This is a genomic window from Xylophilus sp. GW821-FHT01B05 (genome assembly GCA_038961845.1).
Classification (GTDB): Bacteria; Pseudomonadota; Gammaproteobacteria; order Burkholderiales; family Burkholderiaceae_C; genus Xylophilus.
This window is the reverse complement of sequence record CP152408.1, coordinates 4,692,890-4,710,570: the sequence shown is the minus strand read 5'-3', so window position 1 is coordinate 4,710,570 and position 17,681 is coordinate 4,692,890. Positions and strand designations below refer to the sequence as shown.

The following is a 17,681-nucleotide window of genomic DNA, read 5'->3' as shown; positions in this document are numbered from 1 at the left end:
CAAATAAGGGCGGGTCCATCTCTGATGATGGTCCCGCCCTTCGTTCGTCTCCCTTCCGCTTCGCTCCCAACACCGCCTCCATGTCCGTTTCCACCCACGGTATCCGCGTCCGGTTCGGCTCGCATGCACTGCGCGCTGCGGTGGAGTTGCTGTCGTCGATGCGCTTTGCGATCTCGCTGCTGACGGTGATCTGCATTGCCTCGGTCATTGGCACGGTGTTGCAGCAGCAGCAGCCCTATGGCAACTACGTCAACCAGTTCGGGCCGTTCTGGGCCCAGGTGTTTGGCGCGGCCAGCCTCTACCGCGTCTACAGCGCCTGGTGGTTTTTGCTGATCCTGGCGTTTTTGGTGGTGAGCACCTCGCTGTGCATAGGGCGCAGCACGCCCAAGATCCTGGCGGACCTGAAGCTCTACAAGGAAAACATCCGCGAGCAGAGCCTGCGCGCCTTCGGCCTGCGTGCCGAATCGGATCTGGGTGAAACACCGGAAGTCGCGGCGCAGCGCATCGGCCAACTGCTGGCTGGCGGCGGCTGGAAGGTGCGGCTGCAGGAGCGGCCGACCTCGGCCGGCATCGGCTGGATGGTGGCGGCCAAGGCGGGTGCGGCCAACAAGCTGGGCTACATCGCGGCGCACAGCGCCATCGTGCTGGTGTGCATTGGCGGCCTGCTGGACGGCGACCTGGTGGTGCGCGCGCAGATGCTGCTGCACGGCAAGACGGCCTACAACGGTGGCGGCATGATCGCCGACGTGGCGCCCCAGCACCGGCTGGGGCCCAACAACCCGACCTTCCGCGGCAACCTGCTGGTGACCGAGGGCACGCAATCCAGCAGCGCCATCCTGAACCAGTCGGACGGCATCGTGGTGCAAGACCTGCCGTTCTCGGTCGAGCTGAAGAAATTCATCGTCGACTACTACTCGACCGGCATGCCCAAGCTGTTTGCCAGCGAGATCGTGATCCACGACAAGGCCACCGGCGAGTCGCACCCGGCGCGAGTCGAGGTGAACCACCCGGCGAGCTGGCGCGGCGTGGAGATCTACCAGTCGAGCTTCGACGACGGCGGCTCGCGCGTGGTGCTGGACGCGGTGCCGATGCACGGCGCGCGCCAGCCGGTCAAGCCCTTTGAGGTCGAGGGCCAGATCGGCGCCAGCTCTGAACTGAGCCAGGGCGCGGGCGGCCAGAAGCTCACGCTGGAATACACCGCGCTGCGCACCATCAATGTCGAGAACTTCGGCCGCCCCGGCGAAAGCGGACTGGACGTGCGCAAGGTGGACCTGCGCCATGCGATAGACGAGCGCCTGGGCGCGGCCAACAAGACCACGACCAAGAAAGAGCTGCGCAACGTCGGCCCCAGCATCACCTACCGCCTGCGCGACGCCGCCGGCCAGGCGCGCGAGTTCCACAACTACATGCTGCCGGTGGATACCGGAGACGGCGTGCCGGCCTATCTGTTTGGCATGCGCTCTTCGGCCGCCGATGAGTTTCGCTACCTGCGCATTCCGGTAGACGACCAGGGCAGCATGGACGGCTTTCTGCGGCTGCAGCACGCGCTGGCCGACCCGGCCCAGCGCGAGCAGGCGGTGCGGCGCTATGTCGCGCAGGCGGTCGACCCGGCGCGGCCGGAGCTGGCCAGCCAGCTGGAGCTGTCGGCCTCACGCGCGCTGGCGCTGTTCGCTGGTGACGTACCGCCCGCAGCGGGCACTGCCGCGCCGGACGGCCCGCGCGGCGGCCTGCAGGCGATATCGGACTTCATGGAAGCCAACGTGCCCGAGGCCGAGCGCGCCCGCGCCGGCGAGGTGCTGGTGCGCATCCTGAACGGCGTGTTGTTCGAGCTGATGCAGCAAACGCGCCAGCAGGCCGGCCTGGCGCCGCTGCCGGGCGATGAAAAGGCACGCGGCTTCATGACGCAGGCGGTGCTGTCGCTGTCGGATGTGCAGCTCTACCCCGAGCCCATGGCCTTCCGGTTGAAGGATTTCACGCAGGTGCAGGCCAGCGTGTTCCAGGTGGCGCGCGCGCCGGGCAAGACCGTGGTCTACCTGGGCTGCGGCCTGCTCATCCTGGGCATCTTTGCCATGCTTTACGTGCGCGAGCGCCGCCTGTGGGTGTGGCTGGCGCCGCGCGGCCTGGATTCCCACGCCACCATGGCCTTGTCGGCCAATCGCAAGACAATGGACGGTGAGCGCGAATTCGCGCACCTCCGCGACAAGCTGCTCGGCCCCGAGCCGGGTAAGCCCTAGTGCCACGCGGCTGAAAAGAACAGAAAAAGACCCCCATGAATACCGCCACCGCTCCCCGCAATGACGCTCCCCGCACGGTGACGCTGAACGAGGGCTTCCTCGCGCGGCGCAATTGGCTTGACTGGGGCTTTGCCGCGCTGGTCGTGGCCGGCGGCCTGTTCGCCTTCATGCGCTACGGCGCCTTCATGGATGTCTACGAGAAAGGCATCCTGCTGGGCACCATGCCGGCGGCGATCTGGCTCGGCTGGTTCTGGCGGCCGCTGCGCCTGCTGATGCTGGTGGTGGCGGCGCTGGCCCTGTTGGGCATCGTCTCCTACCAAAGCGACCTGGGGCGCGCCGAGAACGTGTTCTGGCTCAAGTACTTCTTGTCGAGCCAGTCGGCCATCCTGTGGATGAGCGTGCTGTTCTTCATGAGCACCATCTTCTACTGGATCGGCATGTTCTCGCGCGGCGAGGGCACGGCCATGTCGCTGCTGGGCTCGCGCATCGCCTGGGTGGCGGTGACCATGGCGCTGGTGGGCACCATGGTGCGCTGGTACGAAAGCTACCTGATCGGCAGCGACATCGGCCACATCCCGGTCAGCAACCTGTACGAGGTGTTCGTGCTGTTCTGCTGGCTCACCACCACCTTCTATCTGTACTACGAAGACCAGTACCGCACCCGTGCGCTCGGCGGCTTTGTGCTGCTGGTGGTCAGCGCGGCGGTGGGCTTTTTGCTGTGGTACACGGTGGTGCGCGAGGCGCACGAGATCCAGCCGCTGGTGCCCGCGCTGAAAAGCTGGTGGATGAAGCTGCACGTGCCAGCCAACTTCATCGGCTACGGCACCTTTGCCTTGTCGGCCATGGTGGCCTTTGCCTATCTGATCAAGCAGCAGGCCGGTGAAACCCGCTGGTACAAGCTCACGCCGCTGTGGGCACTGGGCGTGGTGCTGTGTTTTGAGCCCATCGTGTTCCGCAAGACCGTGACCGAGGCCGGTGGCAGCTATTGGGCGGTGTACTTCGGCATCTCGGCGCTGATCGTGGCCGGCATCCTGTTTGGCCGCCAGCGCATCGCCAGCAAGCTGCCGCCGCTGCCGGTGCTGGAAGACGTGATGTACAAGGCCATCGCCGTCGGCTTTGCCTTCTTCACCATTGCCACCGTGCTGGGCGCGCTGTGGGCGGCCGAGGCCTGGGGCGGCTACTGGAGCTGGGACCCGAAAGAGACCTGGGCGCTGATCGTCTGGCTCAACTACGCGGCCTGGCTGCACATGCGCCTGATGAAGGGCCTGCGCGGCGCCATCTCGGCCTGGTGGGCGCTGGTCGGGCTGGCGGTGACCACCTTCGCCTTCCTGGGCGTGAACATGTTCCTGAGCGGGCTGCACAGCTACGGAACCTTGTAGCTCTCCGGGGATTCTGAAACCAGGCCGGTGCTGCATGCGTAATCCCATCAGCACACAGCCTGTGTGAACAGCCCAATTCGACGACGAGGTACGCCATGCCGATCCGCTCCCGCTCCAACGGCTTCCAGCACCCGCTCTCCAGCGAGATCACGCCGCGTGGCGTCTACGAAGACCGGCGCGCGCTGATGAAGCTGCTGGCCGGCGGCGCCGCCGGCAGCGTGCTGGCCGCCTGGGCCAGCCGCGAGGCACTGGCGCAGACGCCGCCACCCGGCAAGCTGGCGCCGCTGCCCGGTGCGCCATCCAAGGTGGCCGGCGCCATGTCCATGGACAAGCTGACCGAATACAAGGACGCCAGCAGCTACAACAACTACTACGAGTTCGGCACCGACAAGGCCGATCCGGCCAAGAACGCGCACACGCTGCAGACCCGGCCCTGGAACGTGGAGATCGAAGGCCTGGTGAAAAAGCCCGGCAAGTACGCGATCGAGGACCTGCTCAAGCTCAGCGCGCAGGAAGAGCGCATCTACCGCCTGCGCTGCGTCGAGGGCTGGTCCATGGTGATTCCGTGGGTGGGCTATTCGCTGTCGGCACTGATCAACAAGGTCGAGCCGCAGCCCGGCGCCAAGTTCATTGAATTTGTCACCCTGGCCGACAAGAAGACCATGCCCTTCGTCGGCTCCGCCGTGCTCGACTGGCCCTACACCGAAGGCCTGCGCATGGACGAGGCCATGCACCCGCTCACGCTGCTGGCCTTTGGCATGTATGGCGAGGTGCTGCCCAACCAGAACGGCGCGCCGGTGCGGCTCGTCGTGCCGTGGAAGTACGGCTTCAAGTCGGCCAAGTCCATCGTCAAGATCCGCTTCCTCGACAAAGAGCCGCCAACGGCCTGGAACAAGGCCGCTGCCAACGAGTACGGCTTCTATTCCAACGTCAACCCGAACGTCGACCACCCGCGCTGGAGCCAGGCCACCGAGCGCCGCATTGGCGACGGCAGCGGCCTGTTTGCCAAGCGGCGCAAGACCGAGATGTTCAACGGCTACGAGGCCCAGGTCGGCCAGCTCTATGCCGGCATGGACCTGAAGAAGAACTTCTAGAGCCGGGCCCGGCCTTTCCATGCAGAAGCTTTTGCTTCACCCGGCCACCAAGCCGGTCGTCTTCCTGCTGTGCCTGCTGCCTTTTGCATGGCTGTGCTACGGCGTCTTCACCGACAAGCTGGGCGCCAACCCGGCCGAGGCTTTGATCCGCTCGGCCGGCGACTGGACGCTGCGCTTTCTGTGCATCGTGCTGGCGGTCACCCCGCTGCGCGTGATGAGCGGTTGGACCGCACTCGCGCGCTATCGGCGCATGCTGGGCCTGTTCGTTTACTTCTACGTGGTGCTGCACCTGCTGTGCTACGGCGTGTTCGACATGGACCTGGATGTGCCGGAGATCGCCAAGGACATCGCCAAGCGGCCCTTCATCCTGGTGGGCTTCGCCGCCTTCGTGCTGCTGACGCCGCTGGCCGCGACCTCGTTCAACCGCGCCATCAAGTGGATGGGCGCCAAGCGTTGGCAGTGGCTGCACCGGCTGGTGTACCTGATCGCCGGCCTGGGCCTGCTGCATTTCTTCTGGATGCGCGCGGGCAAGAACAATTTTGCCGAGGTGTTTGTCTACGCCGCCATCATCGGCCTGCTGCTGGGCTGGCGTGTGCTGCGGGCGCTGCGCCGCCGCTGGGTGCCGCCGCCGGCTCTTCAAAAAAGATAGCTGCTAGCCCGCGTATTTCCTGCATTTCAGGTGGTTTTATGCCTGAAATGCAGACAGTACGTCGGGTAGCTGCTATTGTTTTTATTTAGGCCATCAGGCGCTCGTGCGCAAAACTGTCTTCGGCGGTCTCGCGCACGCGGATCAAATGCGCCTGCGCGCCGTCCACCAGCACCTCGGCCGCGCGGCCGCGGGTGTTGTAGTTGCTGGCCATGCTCATGCAATAGGCGCCGGCCGACAGCACCGCCAACCGGTCGCCGGCCTGCACCGCCAGCGTGCGGTCGCGGCCGATCCAGTCGCCGCTCTCGCAGATCGGGCCGACCACGTCATAGGTGGATGCCGTGGTGGCCGCGCCGCTGTCTTGTTCCAGCGGCACGATGGCGTGGTAGGCCTCGTACATGGCCGGGCGCGGCAGGTCGTTCATGGCGGCGTCGATGATGCAGAAGTTCTTCTGCTCGCCGGGCTTCAGGTAGAGCACTTCCGTCAGGCAGACGCCGGCATTGCCGACCAGCGAGCGGCCAGGCTCGATCATCAGCTGCCGGCCGCCAAAGCCGCGCGCATCCAGCTTGGCCAGCAGCCGCGCCCACAGCGCGTCGGCCGCCGGCGGCGTGTCGCCCTGGTAGTCGATGCCCAGGCCACCGCCGAAGTCGATGTGGTGCAGCGGCACGCCCGCGGCTTCAATCGCTTCCACCAGGTCCAGCACCCGGTCCATTGCGTCCAGATAGGGGCTTTCTTGCGTGATTTGCGAGCCGATGTGGCAGTCGATGCCCACCACGCGCAAGCCCGACAGCGCGGCGGCGCGCAGGTAGGTGGCAACCGTGTCCTCATGGGCCACGCCAAACTTGTTGCCCTTCAGGCCGGTGGAAATGTAGGGGTGCGTTTGCGGATCGACGTTCGGGTTCACGCGGATGCTGACCGGCGCCTGCGTGCCGAGTTCGGTCGCCACGGTGTGCAGCACCTCCAGCTCGGCCGTGCTTTCGACGTTGAAGCAGCCAATGCCGGCGGCCAGCGCCTCGCGCATCTCGGCGCGGGTCTTGCCCACGCCCGAGAAGATGATCTTGGCCGGATCGGCGCCCACGGCCAGCGCGCGCCGCAGCTCGCCGGCAGAGACGATGTCAAAGCCGCAGCCGGCCTGCGCAAACACCTGCAGCACCGCCAGCGAGGAGTTGGCCTTCATCGCATAGCAGATCTGCGCCCGGCGCCCGGCAAAGCCGCGCTGGTAGGCGGCCAGCGCTGCCAGCATGGCGGCCTTGGAGTAGACGAACAGCGGCGTGCCGTGGCGCGCGGCCAGGTCGGACAGGCGCACGTCCTCGATGAAAAGCGCGCCACCGCGGCGGGCAACGTGGGGCTGCCCGGGCAGTACGGAAGAAGCGGTCATGGGGTGGTTATGGCAGGGAAGGACATCGACGGCACCAGATCCTGCTCCGGCGGCGGAGCGCTGGGCTCCGTGGTAGAGCTGCTGTCGGTCGTCGCGCCGGCGGCGGCTGGTGCGGCTTTGTCGGGCGCGCCGAACACCTGGCGTTTGACGGTTTGCGGCAAGGTGGCACGCCCCGCAGCCAGCGGCCCGGTCGGAAGCATCAGCGGCCCTTTCTGCCCGCAGGCGGCCAATACCGCCGCGCTGCCTGCAAGGACAAAGGCTCTCACTAGAATTCCGGGGACTTTCAACATCCGCAAATTGTATGACCGACCTCGAATTCCTCGACCTTGCCGAGCAACTGCTCCAGAGCGTGGAGGAAAGCTGTGACCGCATCAACGACGAGACCGATGCGGACCTCGACAGCCAGCGCGTGGGCGGCATGGTGACCCTGACCTTCCCCAATCGCAGCCAGATCGTGCTGAACATGCAAAAACCGCTGCATGAGCTGTGGCTGGCCGCGCGCTCCGGCGGCTACCACTTCAAGTGGGACGGCAGCGCCTGGCAAGACACCAAGGGCCAGGGCGAACTGCGCGCCATCCTCACCCGCGAAACCAGCGCCCAGTCGGGCCTGTCCCTGTCCTTCGCGGGCTGAGTTCAGTTCTTGAACAGATCGAGGATGCGGTTGCGCTCTTCGGCTGCCGGGGGGGCTTGCTGTGCGCCCACATCCGCCCCGGCGGCGCCGGCCGTCGTGTCGGCGCCCAGGCTTGGAATGCCGCCATTGCGCGCGTATTCCTCGTAGAACCACTCGCCACCCACGTTCACCACGCCCGAGGGCGCGGTGATCTCGGCCACCGGCACGCCCTTGAGCGCGTAGTCCATGAAGCTGACCCACACCGGCAGGCTCAGGCCGCCGCCGGTTTCGCGGTCGCCCAGGCTGCGCGGCGTGTCGTAGCCGATCCAGGTGATGGCCGCGAGCGTCGGCTGGAAGCCGGCGAACCAGGCGTCCATCGAGTCGTTGGTGGTGCCGGTCTTGCCGTAGATGTCGGGGCGCTTGAGCATCTGCTGGGCGCGTGCCGCGGTGCCCGAGCGCGCCACGCTCTGCAGCAGGCTGTCCATGATGTAGGCGTTGCGCGGGTCTATGGTCTGGTTCGTCCGGTCGAGCACCGGCGGCGTGGTCTCCAGCAGTACACGGCCCTTCTGGTCGGTGACCTTGGCGATCAGCCAGGGATTGACGCGGTGGCCGCCGTTGGCAAAAACGGCATAGGCCGAGGCCATCTGCATCGGCGTGACCGAGCCCGCGCCCAGCGCCATCGGCAGGTAGGCCGGGTGCTTGTCGGCGTCGAAGCCAAAGCGCGTGATCCAGTCCTGCGCGTACTTGGTGCCGATCGATTGCAGGATACGGATGGACACCATGTTCTTGGATTTCTCCAGCGCGCGGCGCATGGACATCGGGCCGTCGAAGCCGCCGCCGTAGTTCTTTGGCTCCCAGGGCTGGCCGCCGGTGGTGCCGGCGTCGAAGAACAGCGGGCCGTCATTGATCACGGTGGCCGGGGTGAAGCCCTTCTCCAGCGCGGCCGAATAGATGAAGGGCTTGAAGCTGGAGCCCGGCTGGCGCCAGGCCTGGGTCACGTGGTTGAACTTGTTCTTGCCGAAGTCGAAGCCACCCACCAGCGCGCGCACGGCGCCATTGCGCGGGTCGAGCGCAATGAAGGCACCTTCCACCTCGGGGATCTGGGTGATCTCCCAGCTGTCCTTGGGCGTCTTCACCACGCGGATCACCGCGCCGGGGCGCAGGCGGATATTGGGCGCGGCCTTGGGGCTCAGGCCCGACTGCGCCGGGCGCAGGCCCTCGCCGGTGATCTCGATGTGGTCGCCGTTGGGCCGCAGGGCAACGATCTTCTTCGGGTCAGCCGACAGCACCACGGCGGCCAGCACGTCGCCGTTGTCGGGGTGGTCGCTCAGCGCGTCGCCCACGGCTTCTTCCAGCTCCTTGGGGTCGCGCGGCAGGTCCACGAACTCTTCCGGGCCGCGGTAGATCTGGCGCCGCTCGTAGTCCATCAGGCCCTTGCGCAGCGAGCGATAGGCCGCATCCTGGTCGCCCGCGCTGACGGTGGTGTAGACATTCAGGCCGCGTGTGTAGGCGTCGTTGCCGTACTGGGTAAAGATCAGCTGGCGCACCATCTCGGCGATGTACTCGGCATGCACCCGGCCGGCGTCGGGGCCGCTGCGGATCTTCAGCTCTTCCTTGCGGGCGGCGTCGGCTTCCACGCGCGTGATGAAGCCGGTTTCTTCCATCCGGTCGATGATGTAGAGCTGGCGCGCACGGGCCCGGCGCGGGTTGTTGACCGGGTTGTTGGCGGTGGGGGCCTTGGGCAGGCCGGCCAGCATGGCGGCTTCGGCAATGGTGATGTTCTTCAGCGGCTTGCCAAAGTAGGCCTCGGACGCCGCGGCAAAGCCGTAGGCCCGGTTGCCCAGGTAGATCTGGTTCATGTAGATCTCCAGGATCTGGTCCTTCGAGAGCAGGTGCTCGAGCTTGAAGGTCAGCAGAATCTCGTAGATCTTGCGGGTGAAGGTCTTCTCGGACGACAGGTAGACATTGCGCGCCACCTGCATGGTGATGGTCGACGCCCCCTGGCTCTTGGCGCGGTTCAGGTTGGCCAGCGCGGCGCGCACCATGCCCTTGTAGTCCACGCCGCCGTGGCTGTAGAAGCTGCTGTCTTCGGCGGCCAGCACCGCATCCTTCATGGCTTTGGGGATGTCGCCCACCGGCGTCAGGTTGCGGCGCTCTTCACCGAACTCACCCAGCAGCGCGCCTTCGGTAGAGAACACGCGCAGCGGCAGCTTGGGCCGGTAGTCCGCCAGGTCAGAGATATCCGGCAGGTTGGGATAGGCCACGGCCAGCGCGACCGCGATCACCAGCAGCAGCGCCACGGCCCCGGCCACGGCCAGCCCCGCGAGGGCCAGCAGCGCGCGCAGCACCCAGGTCAGCCCGCCCGCCGGACGCAGTGAAACGAGCTTGCGGTCCTTGGGGGTATCCGTCGATTTGGAGGAAGAAGGCATGGGGGCTCGGTTGGGGACAACCCCCCATTATAAAAATCGAGACTGACTTGTCCCTTTTCCTGCCTGCGCACAGTGCAAGCGTGTGTGACCACTTCGCTTGTAAGCGGCAAACGTATTGTTTTACCAACGCCCTACCGTTGGTCGGACTCCCAATGGCTTGGTGGTTTGGAAAATGTGCTGATAGCATTCGTTTTGAAGTGTTAGCTTTTGTAGCACCTCCATTCCAATGATTTCAGGGAGCCGATTTGATCTCTGCGAGGTCGCTGTTCAACCGCCAAGCCGCACCGCTGCTGGGGATCGACATAAGCTCGTCCAGCGTCAAGCTGGTCGAGCTTGGCCGCGACAAAAGCGGTCGCTGGTCCCTTGAGCGCTGCGCCATCGAACCCCTGGAGCGGGGCCTGATCGTCGACGGCAGCATCGAGAAGTTCGACGAGGTGGCCGAGGCGGTACGCCGCCTGGTGAAGAAAAGCGGCACGCGCACCCGCAATGTCGCCATGGCGCTGCCGCCCTCGGCGGTGATCACCAAACGCATCATCCTGCCCGACGGCCTGTCCGAGCAGGAGCTGGAAGTCCAGGTCGAGTCCGAGGCCAGCCAGTACATTCCGTTCTCGCTGGACGAGGTCAGCCTTGATTTCTGCGTGATCGGTCCGAGCGCCGGCTCGCCCGGCGATGTCGAGGTGCTGATCGCCGCGTCGCGCCGCGAAAAGGTGCAGGACCGCCAGGGCCTGGCCGAAGCCGCCGGCCTGAAGCCGATCATCCTGGACATCGAATCCTATGCAGCCCGCCTGGCGGCGGATCGGCTGATTGGCGCGCTACCCAACCAGGGCGCCAACGCCATGGTGGCCTTGTTCAAGGTCGGCGGCGTTGCCAGCACCTTGCAGGTGATCCGCAACGAAGAGGTGCTGTACGAGCGCGAGCAGGCGTTCGGCGGCGGGCAGCTCACCCAGATCATCGTGCGGCAGTACGGCTTCTCGCCCGAGGAGGCGGAAAGCAAGAAGCGCAATGCCGAGCTGCCGGACGACTACGACACCGCCGTGCTGCGCCCCTTTGTGGACGGCATGGCGGCTGAAATCGGGCGCTCGCTGCAGTTCTTCTTCACCAGCACGCCCTACAACCACGTCGACAAGATCCTGCTGGCGGGCGGCTCGGCGTCGCTGCCCGGCCTGGCCGAGGCGGTGACGCAGCAGTGTTCCTTTCCCTGCGGCCTGGCCAACCCCTTCGACGGGATGGAAGTCGGCGCCGGCGTGCGCTCCAAGAAGGTCCTGCGCGATGCGCCGTCCTACCTGACGGCCTGCGGCCTGGCGATGCGGAGGTTCCTGCAGTGATCCTCATCAACCTGCTGCCGCACCGCGAGGCGGCACGCAAGCGGCGCCGCGACGCCTTCAACTCGACCCTGTTGGGCTCGATGCTGCTGGGCGCGCTGATCGCCTGCGCGGTCTACCTCTGGTACCAGTCGCAGATCGAGGCGCAGCAGGGTCGCAACCAGTTCCTGAAGACCGAGATCACGCGCCTGGAATCCCAGATCAAGGAAATCGCCAGCCTCGAATCCGAGATCGCGGCGCTGCGGGCACGGCAAAAGGCCGTGGAAGACCTGCAGTCGGACCGCAACCTGCAGGTGCATCTGCTCAATGAGCTGGTGCGGCAACTGCCCGACGGCGTGTACCTGACGGACATGAAGCAGCTGGAACAGACCGTCACCCTCAAGGGCTCGGCCCAGTCCAACGAGCGCGTCTCCGAGCTGCTGCGCAACCTGGGCTCCAACACGCCCTGGCTTGCCAAGCCGCAACTGGTGGAGATCGTGGCCGGCACCGTCAACCTCTCGCCGCGCGACCAGCGGCGGGTGGCGAATTTCACCATTTCCGTGCACCTGCTGCGCTCCAGCGAGATGCAGGCCGCAGCGGCGGCGGCAACCGCTGGTGCGGCCACGGCAGCACGTCCTTGAACTTGGCCATGGCAAGCAAAAAACAACCCAAGTTCGATGCGGCGGCGCAGTTCCAGCGATTGCAGCGGCAGTTCAGCAATCTCAACCCCAAGGACCCATCGCTCTGGCCGATCCTGCCGCGCGTGCTGCTGTGCGTCGCGCTGGGGGCTGTGGTGGTCGGAGCGCTCTGGTACTTCTGGCTCAGCGACTACCAGACCGAGCTCGAGACCGAAGCAGCCCAGGAGCAGACCTTGCGCCAGGACTACCAGGCCAAGCTGGCCAAGGCCGTCAACCTGGAGGCGCTCAAGCGCCAGCGCGAGCAGGTTCAGCAATATGTGCTGCAGTTGGAGAAGCAACTGCCCAGCAAGGCCGAGATGGCGGCGCTGCTGTCCGACATCAACCAGGCCGGCCTGGGGCGCAGCCTGCAGTTCGAACTGTTCCGCCCCAGCGACGTCCGGGTGCGCGAGTACTACGCCGAACTGCCGATCACAGTACGCGTGACCGGCCGCTACCACGACATGGGGGCGTTTGCCTCGGATATCGCGCATCTGTCGCGCATCGTCACGCTCAACAACCTGTCCATCGCACCCGCCAAGGACAAGGATAAGGACAAGGACGGCCAACTGGTCATGGATGTCACGGCACGCACCTTCCGCTACCTGGACAGCGACGAAATCGAGGCGCAGCGCAAGGCCACCGCCAAGGGAAAGGCGGCCAAGTGAAGACGCCAACCCTGTGGATGACCGCTGTGCTGTGTGCTGGCCTGCTTGCCGGCTGCGGTGCGTCTGACGATGAAGACCTGCGCGCCTGGATGGCAGAGCAGAAGGCCCAGACCCGCCCCAAGATCACGCCCCTGGCCGAGCCCAAGCAGTTCGTGCCGGAAGACTATGTGCAGCAGGCAGCGGCAGAGCCGTTCAACCCTGAGAAGCTGACGCAGGCCCTGCGCCGCGACACGCCGCACAACGCGGCCAACGAGGCGCTGATCGCGCCCGAGCTGCTGCGCCGCAAGGAACCGCTGGAGGCTTTCCCCCTGGACGCCATGGCCATGGTCGGGAGCATGGTCAAGGCCGAGCGGCCGGTCGCGCTGGTGCGGGCCAACAACCTGCTCTACCAGGTGCGGGTTGGCGAGCATCTGGGGCAGAACTATGGGCGGGTGCAGAAGATCACCGAGACCGAATTGACGCTGCGAGAAATCGTGCCCGACGCCACGGGTGACTGGATGGAGCGTATGACGAGCTTGCAGTTGCAGGAAAAGGCCAAATGATGAATGTTTTGAACAAACGCCTGCAACGGGCCTGGCTGGGTGGCATCACGCTGGCAGGCGCCTTGCTGCTCCTGCCCTTCACCGCCCAGGCCCAGGGCGCGATCGAATCGATCTCTGGCTCGACCCAGGGCGGTGCCGACGTGCTGCGCATCGATTTCACCGAGCCCCTGGCCGCCGTGCCGGCCGGCTTTGCGATCCAGTCGCCAGCGCGCATTGCGCTTGATTTCCCCGGGGCCACGAATCGCCTGGGACGCTCGTCGGTCGAACTGAACCAGGGCAACCTGCGCTCGGCCATGGTGGTGGAGGCGGGCGACCGCACACGCGTGGTGCTCAACCTCAAGGCGGCCACCACCTATACGACGCAGATCCAGGGGCGCTCGCTGCTGGTGTCGCTGGCACCGATAGCCAGCACGGCCTCCGCCGTGTCCAGCGCGCCGGTCTTTGCCGAACCCGGTTCGAGTGACGTTGCGCCCTTGCGCGACATCGACTTCCGCCGGACCGACGATGCCACCGGCCGCATCGTCGTCTCGCTGCCCAGCAACCAGGTCGGCGTGGACCTGCGCCAGCAGGGCGGGGCGCTGGTGGTCGATTTCCTGAAGTCGTCGCTGCCCGAGGGGCTGCGGCGCAAGCTCGACGTGGCTGACTTCGGCACGCCGGTGCAAACCGTTTCGACCGCCGTGGTGGGCGACCGCGTGCGCATGACCATACAGCCGCGCGGCGAGTGGGAGCACAGCGCCTACCAGAGCGATAGCCAGTTCGTCGTCGAAGTCCGGCCAAAGAAGACCGACCTCAACAAGCTGTCGCAAGGGCCGGGCTACTCGGGCGAGAAGCTGTCGCTGAACTTCCAGAGCATCGAGGTGCGTTCGCTGCTGCAGGTCATCGCCGACTTCACCAACTTCAACATCGTCACCTCCGACACCGTTAGTGGCACGCTCACCCTGCGCCTGAAGGATGTGCCCTGGGACCAGGCGCTGCAGATCATCATGGAGGCCAAGGGCCTGGGCATGCGCAAGAACGGTACCGTGTTGTGGATCGCGCCCAAGGACGAGATCGACGCGCGCGCCAAGAAGGACCTGGAGGCCGAGTTGGCGATCCGCAAGCTGGAGCCGCTGCGCACGCAGGCGTTCCAGCTGAACTACGCCAAGTCCGTGGAAGTGGTGCGGCAACTGCTGGGCGTCATGACCGGTGTCTCGGGTGCCGGCGGCGGCGGAGGCGGCGGTGGCGGAAACAACGCGCGCTTCCTCACCGAGCGTGGCAGCGCCATTGCTGAAGTGCGCACCAACCAGCTGTTCGTCACCGATACGGCGGGCAAGCTGACCGAGGTGCAGGACCTGATCACGCGGCTGGATCGCCCGGTCAAGCAGGTGCTGATCGAGGCACGCATCGTCGAGGCCTCCGACACCTTCAGCCGCTCGCTCGGGGTCAAGCTGGGCGGCGGCGACCTGCGGGCGCAGAACGGCGGCACGGGCGGCTACCAGCTCAGTGGCAACAACCGGGTCGCACTGGGCACCAGCTACTCCAACGCCACCGCGTCCACCGGCGCCGGCGGCACGGTGGACACCACCAGCAATTTCGTCAACCTGCCGGCCGCAGCGTCGACTACGGGGGCGGCAGCGGCTACCTTCGCGATGTCCATCTTCAATGCGTCGGCAAATCGCTTCCTGACCCTGGAGCTGTCCGCGCTGGAATCCGATGGCAAGGGCAAGATCGTGTCCAGCCCGCGTGTGGTCACTGCCGACCAGACCAAGGCGCTGATCGAGCAAGGTACCGAGTACCCGTACCAGCAGAATGCGGGCGGCATCACCGGCGGTACATCGATTGCCTTTCGCAAGGCCACGTTGAAGCTGGAGGTGACGCCGCAGATCACGCCCGAGGGCAACATCATCCTGGACCTGGACGTGAACAAGGACTCGCGCGGCGAGACCACCACCAATGGCATCGCGATCGACACCAAGCACGTGAAGACCCAGGTGCTGGTGGAGAATGGCGGCACCGTCGTGATCGGCGGTATCTTCACATTGGAAGAAAGCAACTCCGAGGACAAGGTGCCGCTGCTGGGTGACATACCATTTGCCGGCAACCTGTTCAAGACGCGCACGCGCATCTCGAACAAGAGGGAGTTGCTGATGTTCATCACGCCAAAAATGATCGCGGACCGCATGGCGGAGCGCTGAGGGTTGGCCGTTAAATTTTCAAGCTGGCTAGACGTCGAGGGAATATGAAAAGTCTGAATTTCGTGGCATGGGGGAAACGCCTGCCTGCATTGTTCATTGTGGCCATGCTGGCAGCTTGTGGGGGGGGCGGAAGTGACAGCGGCACCGGAAACTTTGGCAATGGGTCGGGTGGCAGTAGTGCGACGGCTACGGTGGCCGTATCCATTGTCGATTCTTCCGACGTAGCGATCGCCTCGAATTCGATCAGCTCTTCCGCCGCATACGCCAAGGCCGTGGTAAAGACCGCTGGAGGTGCCGTCGTGGCCAATAAGTTGGTCACCTTTTCTACGGATACGAGCATCGCTTCCCTGGTGCCAGCTTCTGCGCTGACGGACACCACGGGTATTGCCCGGGTTAGGGTAACGCCCCTCAGTTTGACCTCCGCGGCTGCTGGCACATTGACGGCAACCGCCACAATTGATGGTGCGGCCATTACCGGCTCTGCTGACTATCAGGTATCTGCTGCCAATGTTGTGCTCACCCAGTTCGCACCAAGCAGCACTTCGATCACCGCACTGCAGTCTTCTGCCGTGACGGTAAGGGCCACTGTGAACGGCACTACGGCGACGACAGGCCAAGTCACGGTCAATTTCAGCGCTTCGTGTGGCAGTTTCAGCCCCACCTCGGCCGCCAGCGCCAGCGATGGAACGGTCTCCAGCGTTTACCAATCACTTGGTGCTTGCAGCGGTCCGGTGACCTTGACGGCGCAGGCCACCGGTTCTGCGGCTGTGACCACAAGCATTAACGTTGTCGCTGCAAAAGCCGCGAATTTGCTGTTTGATAGCACTGATCAGACTACGATCTACACCTCCAGGGCCGCAAGCGGCGTCAAGCAGGCGACCTTGAAGTTCAAGGTGGTTAATGCTGCGGGCGAAGCCATGGCTTCGCAGAGCGTGTTGTTTAGCCTCTCCAATAACGCAGTTAATGCGGGGGTGACGTTCTCGGGTGGCTCCACTGCTACGCAGACTGTCAGCACCAATGCGAGCGGTCTTGCCTCTATCACGGTGGCCGCAGGCCCGCTGCCCACGCCCGTGGTTGTGACTGCGACGCTGGCTTCGGATGCGTCGTTGACCGCTGGGTCACTAACCCTGGCGGTTACCTCTGGCATTCCCACGCAGAATGCGGCTTCCATGTCAGCAGGGAAACTGAGTATTGAGGCTTTCAACTATGACGGAGTGACCACTTCGATTACGTTCCGCGTGGCAGACCGGCAAGGCAATCCCGTGCCTGATGGGACGGCGGTCACCTTCGTTGCGTCCAGTGGCTTGATTCAAGGAAGTTGCACGCTCAGTGCATCGGCCTGCACCGTCACCTATACCAGCCAGGGCACGCGGCCGTCGAATGGTCGAGCCGTGATCCTTGCCTACCTAGATGGTGAAGAGAGCTTCATCGATACCAATGGCAATAACTACTATGACGATGCCGATGCTGCGGCATTCCAGAATGCGAGCTCTACATTCGATGTTGGCACGGTGTTTCGCGATGACAACGAGGATGGCATTCGCCAGGATACGGAGCAGATCTACCCGGGCGGCGTGGTGGGAAGCTCCACTTGCCCGGTGCGTTTCCAGGTGCCATCGGTGCAGAGCACATGTGATGGGGTCTGGACCAGCAGCATTCGAGTGCGGCGCCAGCTTTCCATTGCTTTGGCGACGTCCCGTGCCGTCATCACCAAGGTCAGCAGCAGCCCTCCTCAACAATTGGTGATCTCGGTTGCCGATACCAATGGCAATGCCATGCCCGATGGATCAACAGTCGCTGCCAGCATGGCAGCCGCCAGCTCAACGTGTGCGGTGTCTTCTGTTAGCCCGGCAACGGTGACGGGGACTTCATATCCCACCTCGCATCTCATCCTGCTGAATGGGGATGCTGCCTGCAGTAGCTCAAGCGTCGCTGTTACCGTAACGAGTCCTCTGGGTATTGCCACTACGGTGACCATCTCGCCTTGATCATTTGCTTGGTTGGCCTTCCCGGGTCTGGAAAATCAACGGTGGGCCGCCAGCTCGCGCGGCGCTTGCAAGTGCCGTTTGCGGACTCGGACCATGTGATCGAGGAGCAGATCGGCGGCAGCATTCGCGAGTTCTTCGAGCGCGAGGGCGAGTCGGCGTTTCGGGATATCGAGGCGGCGGTACTGCAGCAGTTGGTGCGTGAGCATCGCGGCGTGCTGGCTACCGGCGGCGGTGCCGTGCTGCGGCCCGAGAACCGGGCCTGCCTGCGCCAGGCGGGGCAGGTGGTGTACCTGCGTTCATCCCCTGAGGACCTGTACCGGCGTTTGCGGCACGACCGCAATCGCCCCTTGCTGCAGGTCGATGACCAGATGGCGCGATTGCGCGAACTGTTCCAGGCACGTGACCAGCTCTACCAGGAGGTGGCCCACTTCACGCTCGACACCGGGCGGCCGTCGGTGAATGCGCTGCTGGCGTCCATCGTCATGCAGCTGGAACTCTCGGGCTATGAGGTCGGGCAGCCACCGGCTGGCGACAAGCCCGAGGCCTGAGCGGGCGCTGCACGCT

The 17,681-nt window shown here is 65.1% G+C and carries 15 protein-coding genes; 12 read left to right on the top strand and 3 right to left on the bottom strand.

Features of this window, described 5'->3' with window-relative positions:
- Window positions 1-80 precede the first annotated feature (80 nt).
- The 4 genes from AAFF27_22000 (at window position 81) to AAFF27_21985 (ending at window position 5,356) form a co-directional block, all read left to right on the top strand.
- Entirely contained in the window at window positions 81-2,234 is a 2,154-nt protein-coding gene (locus tag AAFF27_22000; GenBank protein XAH22647.1) for a cytochrome c biogenesis protein ResB, read from the top strand.
- Between the two features lie 35 nt (window positions 2,235-2,269).
- Complete coding sequence (ccsB, locus tag AAFF27_21995) at window positions 2,270-3,613, top strand: c-type cytochrome biogenesis protein CcsB (GenBank protein ID XAH22646.1); 1,344 nt, start codon at window positions 2,270-2,272, stop codon at window positions 3,611-3,613.
- A gap of 95 nt (window positions 3,614-3,708) precedes the next feature.
- Window positions 3,709-4,707, top strand: a complete 999-nt coding sequence (gene msrP / locus AAFF27_21990) for a protein-methionine-sulfoxide reductase catalytic subunit MsrP (GenBank protein XAH22645.1) — start codon at window positions 3,709-3,711, stop codon at window positions 4,705-4,707.
- 19 nt (window positions 4,708-4,726) lie between these two features.
- The gene (locus tag AAFF27_21985; protein ID XAH22644.1) at window positions 4,727-5,356 is read left to right on the top strand and encodes a protein-methionine-sulfoxide reductase heme-binding subunit MsrQ; all 630 of its coding nucleotides are present in this window, start codon (window positions 4,727-4,729) and stop codon (window positions 5,354-5,356) included.
- An 85-nt stretch (window positions 5,357-5,441) separates the two neighbouring features.
- Here the strand turns inward: AAFF27_21985 and lysA are convergent, their stop codons facing one another.
- Window positions 5,442-6,731: a diaminopimelate decarboxylase gene (gene lysA / locus AAFF27_21980; GenBank protein ID XAH22643.1), complete on the bottom strand. Its 1,290-nt coding sequence runs from the start codon at window positions 6,729-6,731 to the stop codon at window positions 5,442-5,444.
- The gene (locus tag AAFF27_21975) at window positions 6,728-7,021 is read right to left on the bottom strand and encodes a lipoprotein (protein ID XAH22642.1); all 294 of its coding nucleotides are present in this window, start codon (window positions 7,019-7,021) and stop codon (window positions 6,728-6,730) included. Before AAFF27_21975 ends, lysA begins: the two co-directional genes overlap by 4 nt.
- Window positions 7,022-7,032: 11 nt before the next feature.
- On the opposite strand from AAFF27_21975, the gene cyaY reads away from it, so the two are divergent.
- Window positions 7,033-7,362, top strand: coding sequence for an iron donor protein CyaY (gene cyaY, locus AAFF27_21970; protein ID XAH22641.1), 330 nt, complete (start codon window positions 7,033-7,035; stop codon window positions 7,360-7,362).
- A 2-nt stretch (window positions 7,363-7,364) separates the two neighbouring features.
- On the opposite strand, the gene AAFF27_21965 is transcribed toward cyaY, so the two are convergent.
- Entirely contained in the window at window positions 7,365-9,698 is a 2,334-nt protein-coding gene (locus AAFF27_21965) for a penicillin-binding protein 1A (GenBank protein XAH26293.1), read from the bottom strand.
- Between the two features lie 317 nt (window positions 9,699-10,015).
- Between AAFF27_21965 and AAFF27_21960 the strand changes: the two genes are divergently transcribed.
- The 7 genes from AAFF27_21960 to AAFF27_21930 are packed head-to-tail and all read left to right on the top strand — an operon-like array spanning window position 10,016 to window position 17,665.
- The gene (locus AAFF27_21960) at window positions 10,016-11,095 is read left to right on the top strand and encodes a pilus assembly protein PilM (protein XAH22640.1); all 1,080 of its coding nucleotides are present in this window, start codon (window positions 10,016-10,018) and stop codon (window positions 11,093-11,095) included.
- Window positions 11,092-11,712, top strand: coding sequence for a PilN domain-containing protein (locus tag AAFF27_21955; protein XAH22639.1), 621 nt, complete (start codon window positions 11,092-11,094; stop codon window positions 11,710-11,712). Before AAFF27_21960 ends, AAFF27_21955 begins: the two co-directional genes overlap by 4 nt.
- An 8-nt stretch (window positions 11,713-11,720) precedes the next feature.
- Window positions 11,721-12,413, top strand: coding sequence for a type 4a pilus biogenesis protein PilO (locus AAFF27_21950; GenBank protein XAH22638.1), 693 nt, complete (start codon window positions 11,721-11,723; stop codon window positions 12,411-12,413).
- Window positions 12,414-12,430: 17 nt separating this feature from the next.
- Window positions 12,431-12,955, top strand: coding sequence for a pilus assembly protein PilP (locus AAFF27_21945; GenBank protein ID XAH26292.1), 525 nt, complete (start codon window positions 12,431-12,433; stop codon window positions 12,953-12,955).
- Window positions 12,952-15,129 (top strand): type IV pilus secretin PilQ, encoded by a 2,178-nt coding sequence (pilQ, locus tag AAFF27_21940; protein ID XAH22637.1) that lies wholly within the window; start codon window positions 12,952-12,954, stop codon window positions 15,127-15,129. Before AAFF27_21945 ends, pilQ begins: the two co-directional genes overlap by 4 nt.
- Before the next feature lie 44 nt (window positions 15,130-15,173).
- The gene (locus tag AAFF27_21935; protein ID XAH22636.1) at window positions 15,174-17,117 is read left to right on the top strand and encodes a hypothetical protein; all 1,944 of its coding nucleotides are present in this window, start codon (window positions 15,174-15,176) and stop codon (window positions 17,115-17,117) included.
- The gene (locus AAFF27_21930) at window positions 17,114-17,665 is read left to right on the top strand and encodes a shikimate kinase (protein XAH22635.1); all 552 of its coding nucleotides are present in this window, start codon (window positions 17,114-17,116) and stop codon (window positions 17,663-17,665) included. Before AAFF27_21935 ends, AAFF27_21930 begins: the two co-directional genes overlap by 4 nt.
- Window positions 17,666-17,681 lie beyond the last annotated feature (16 nt).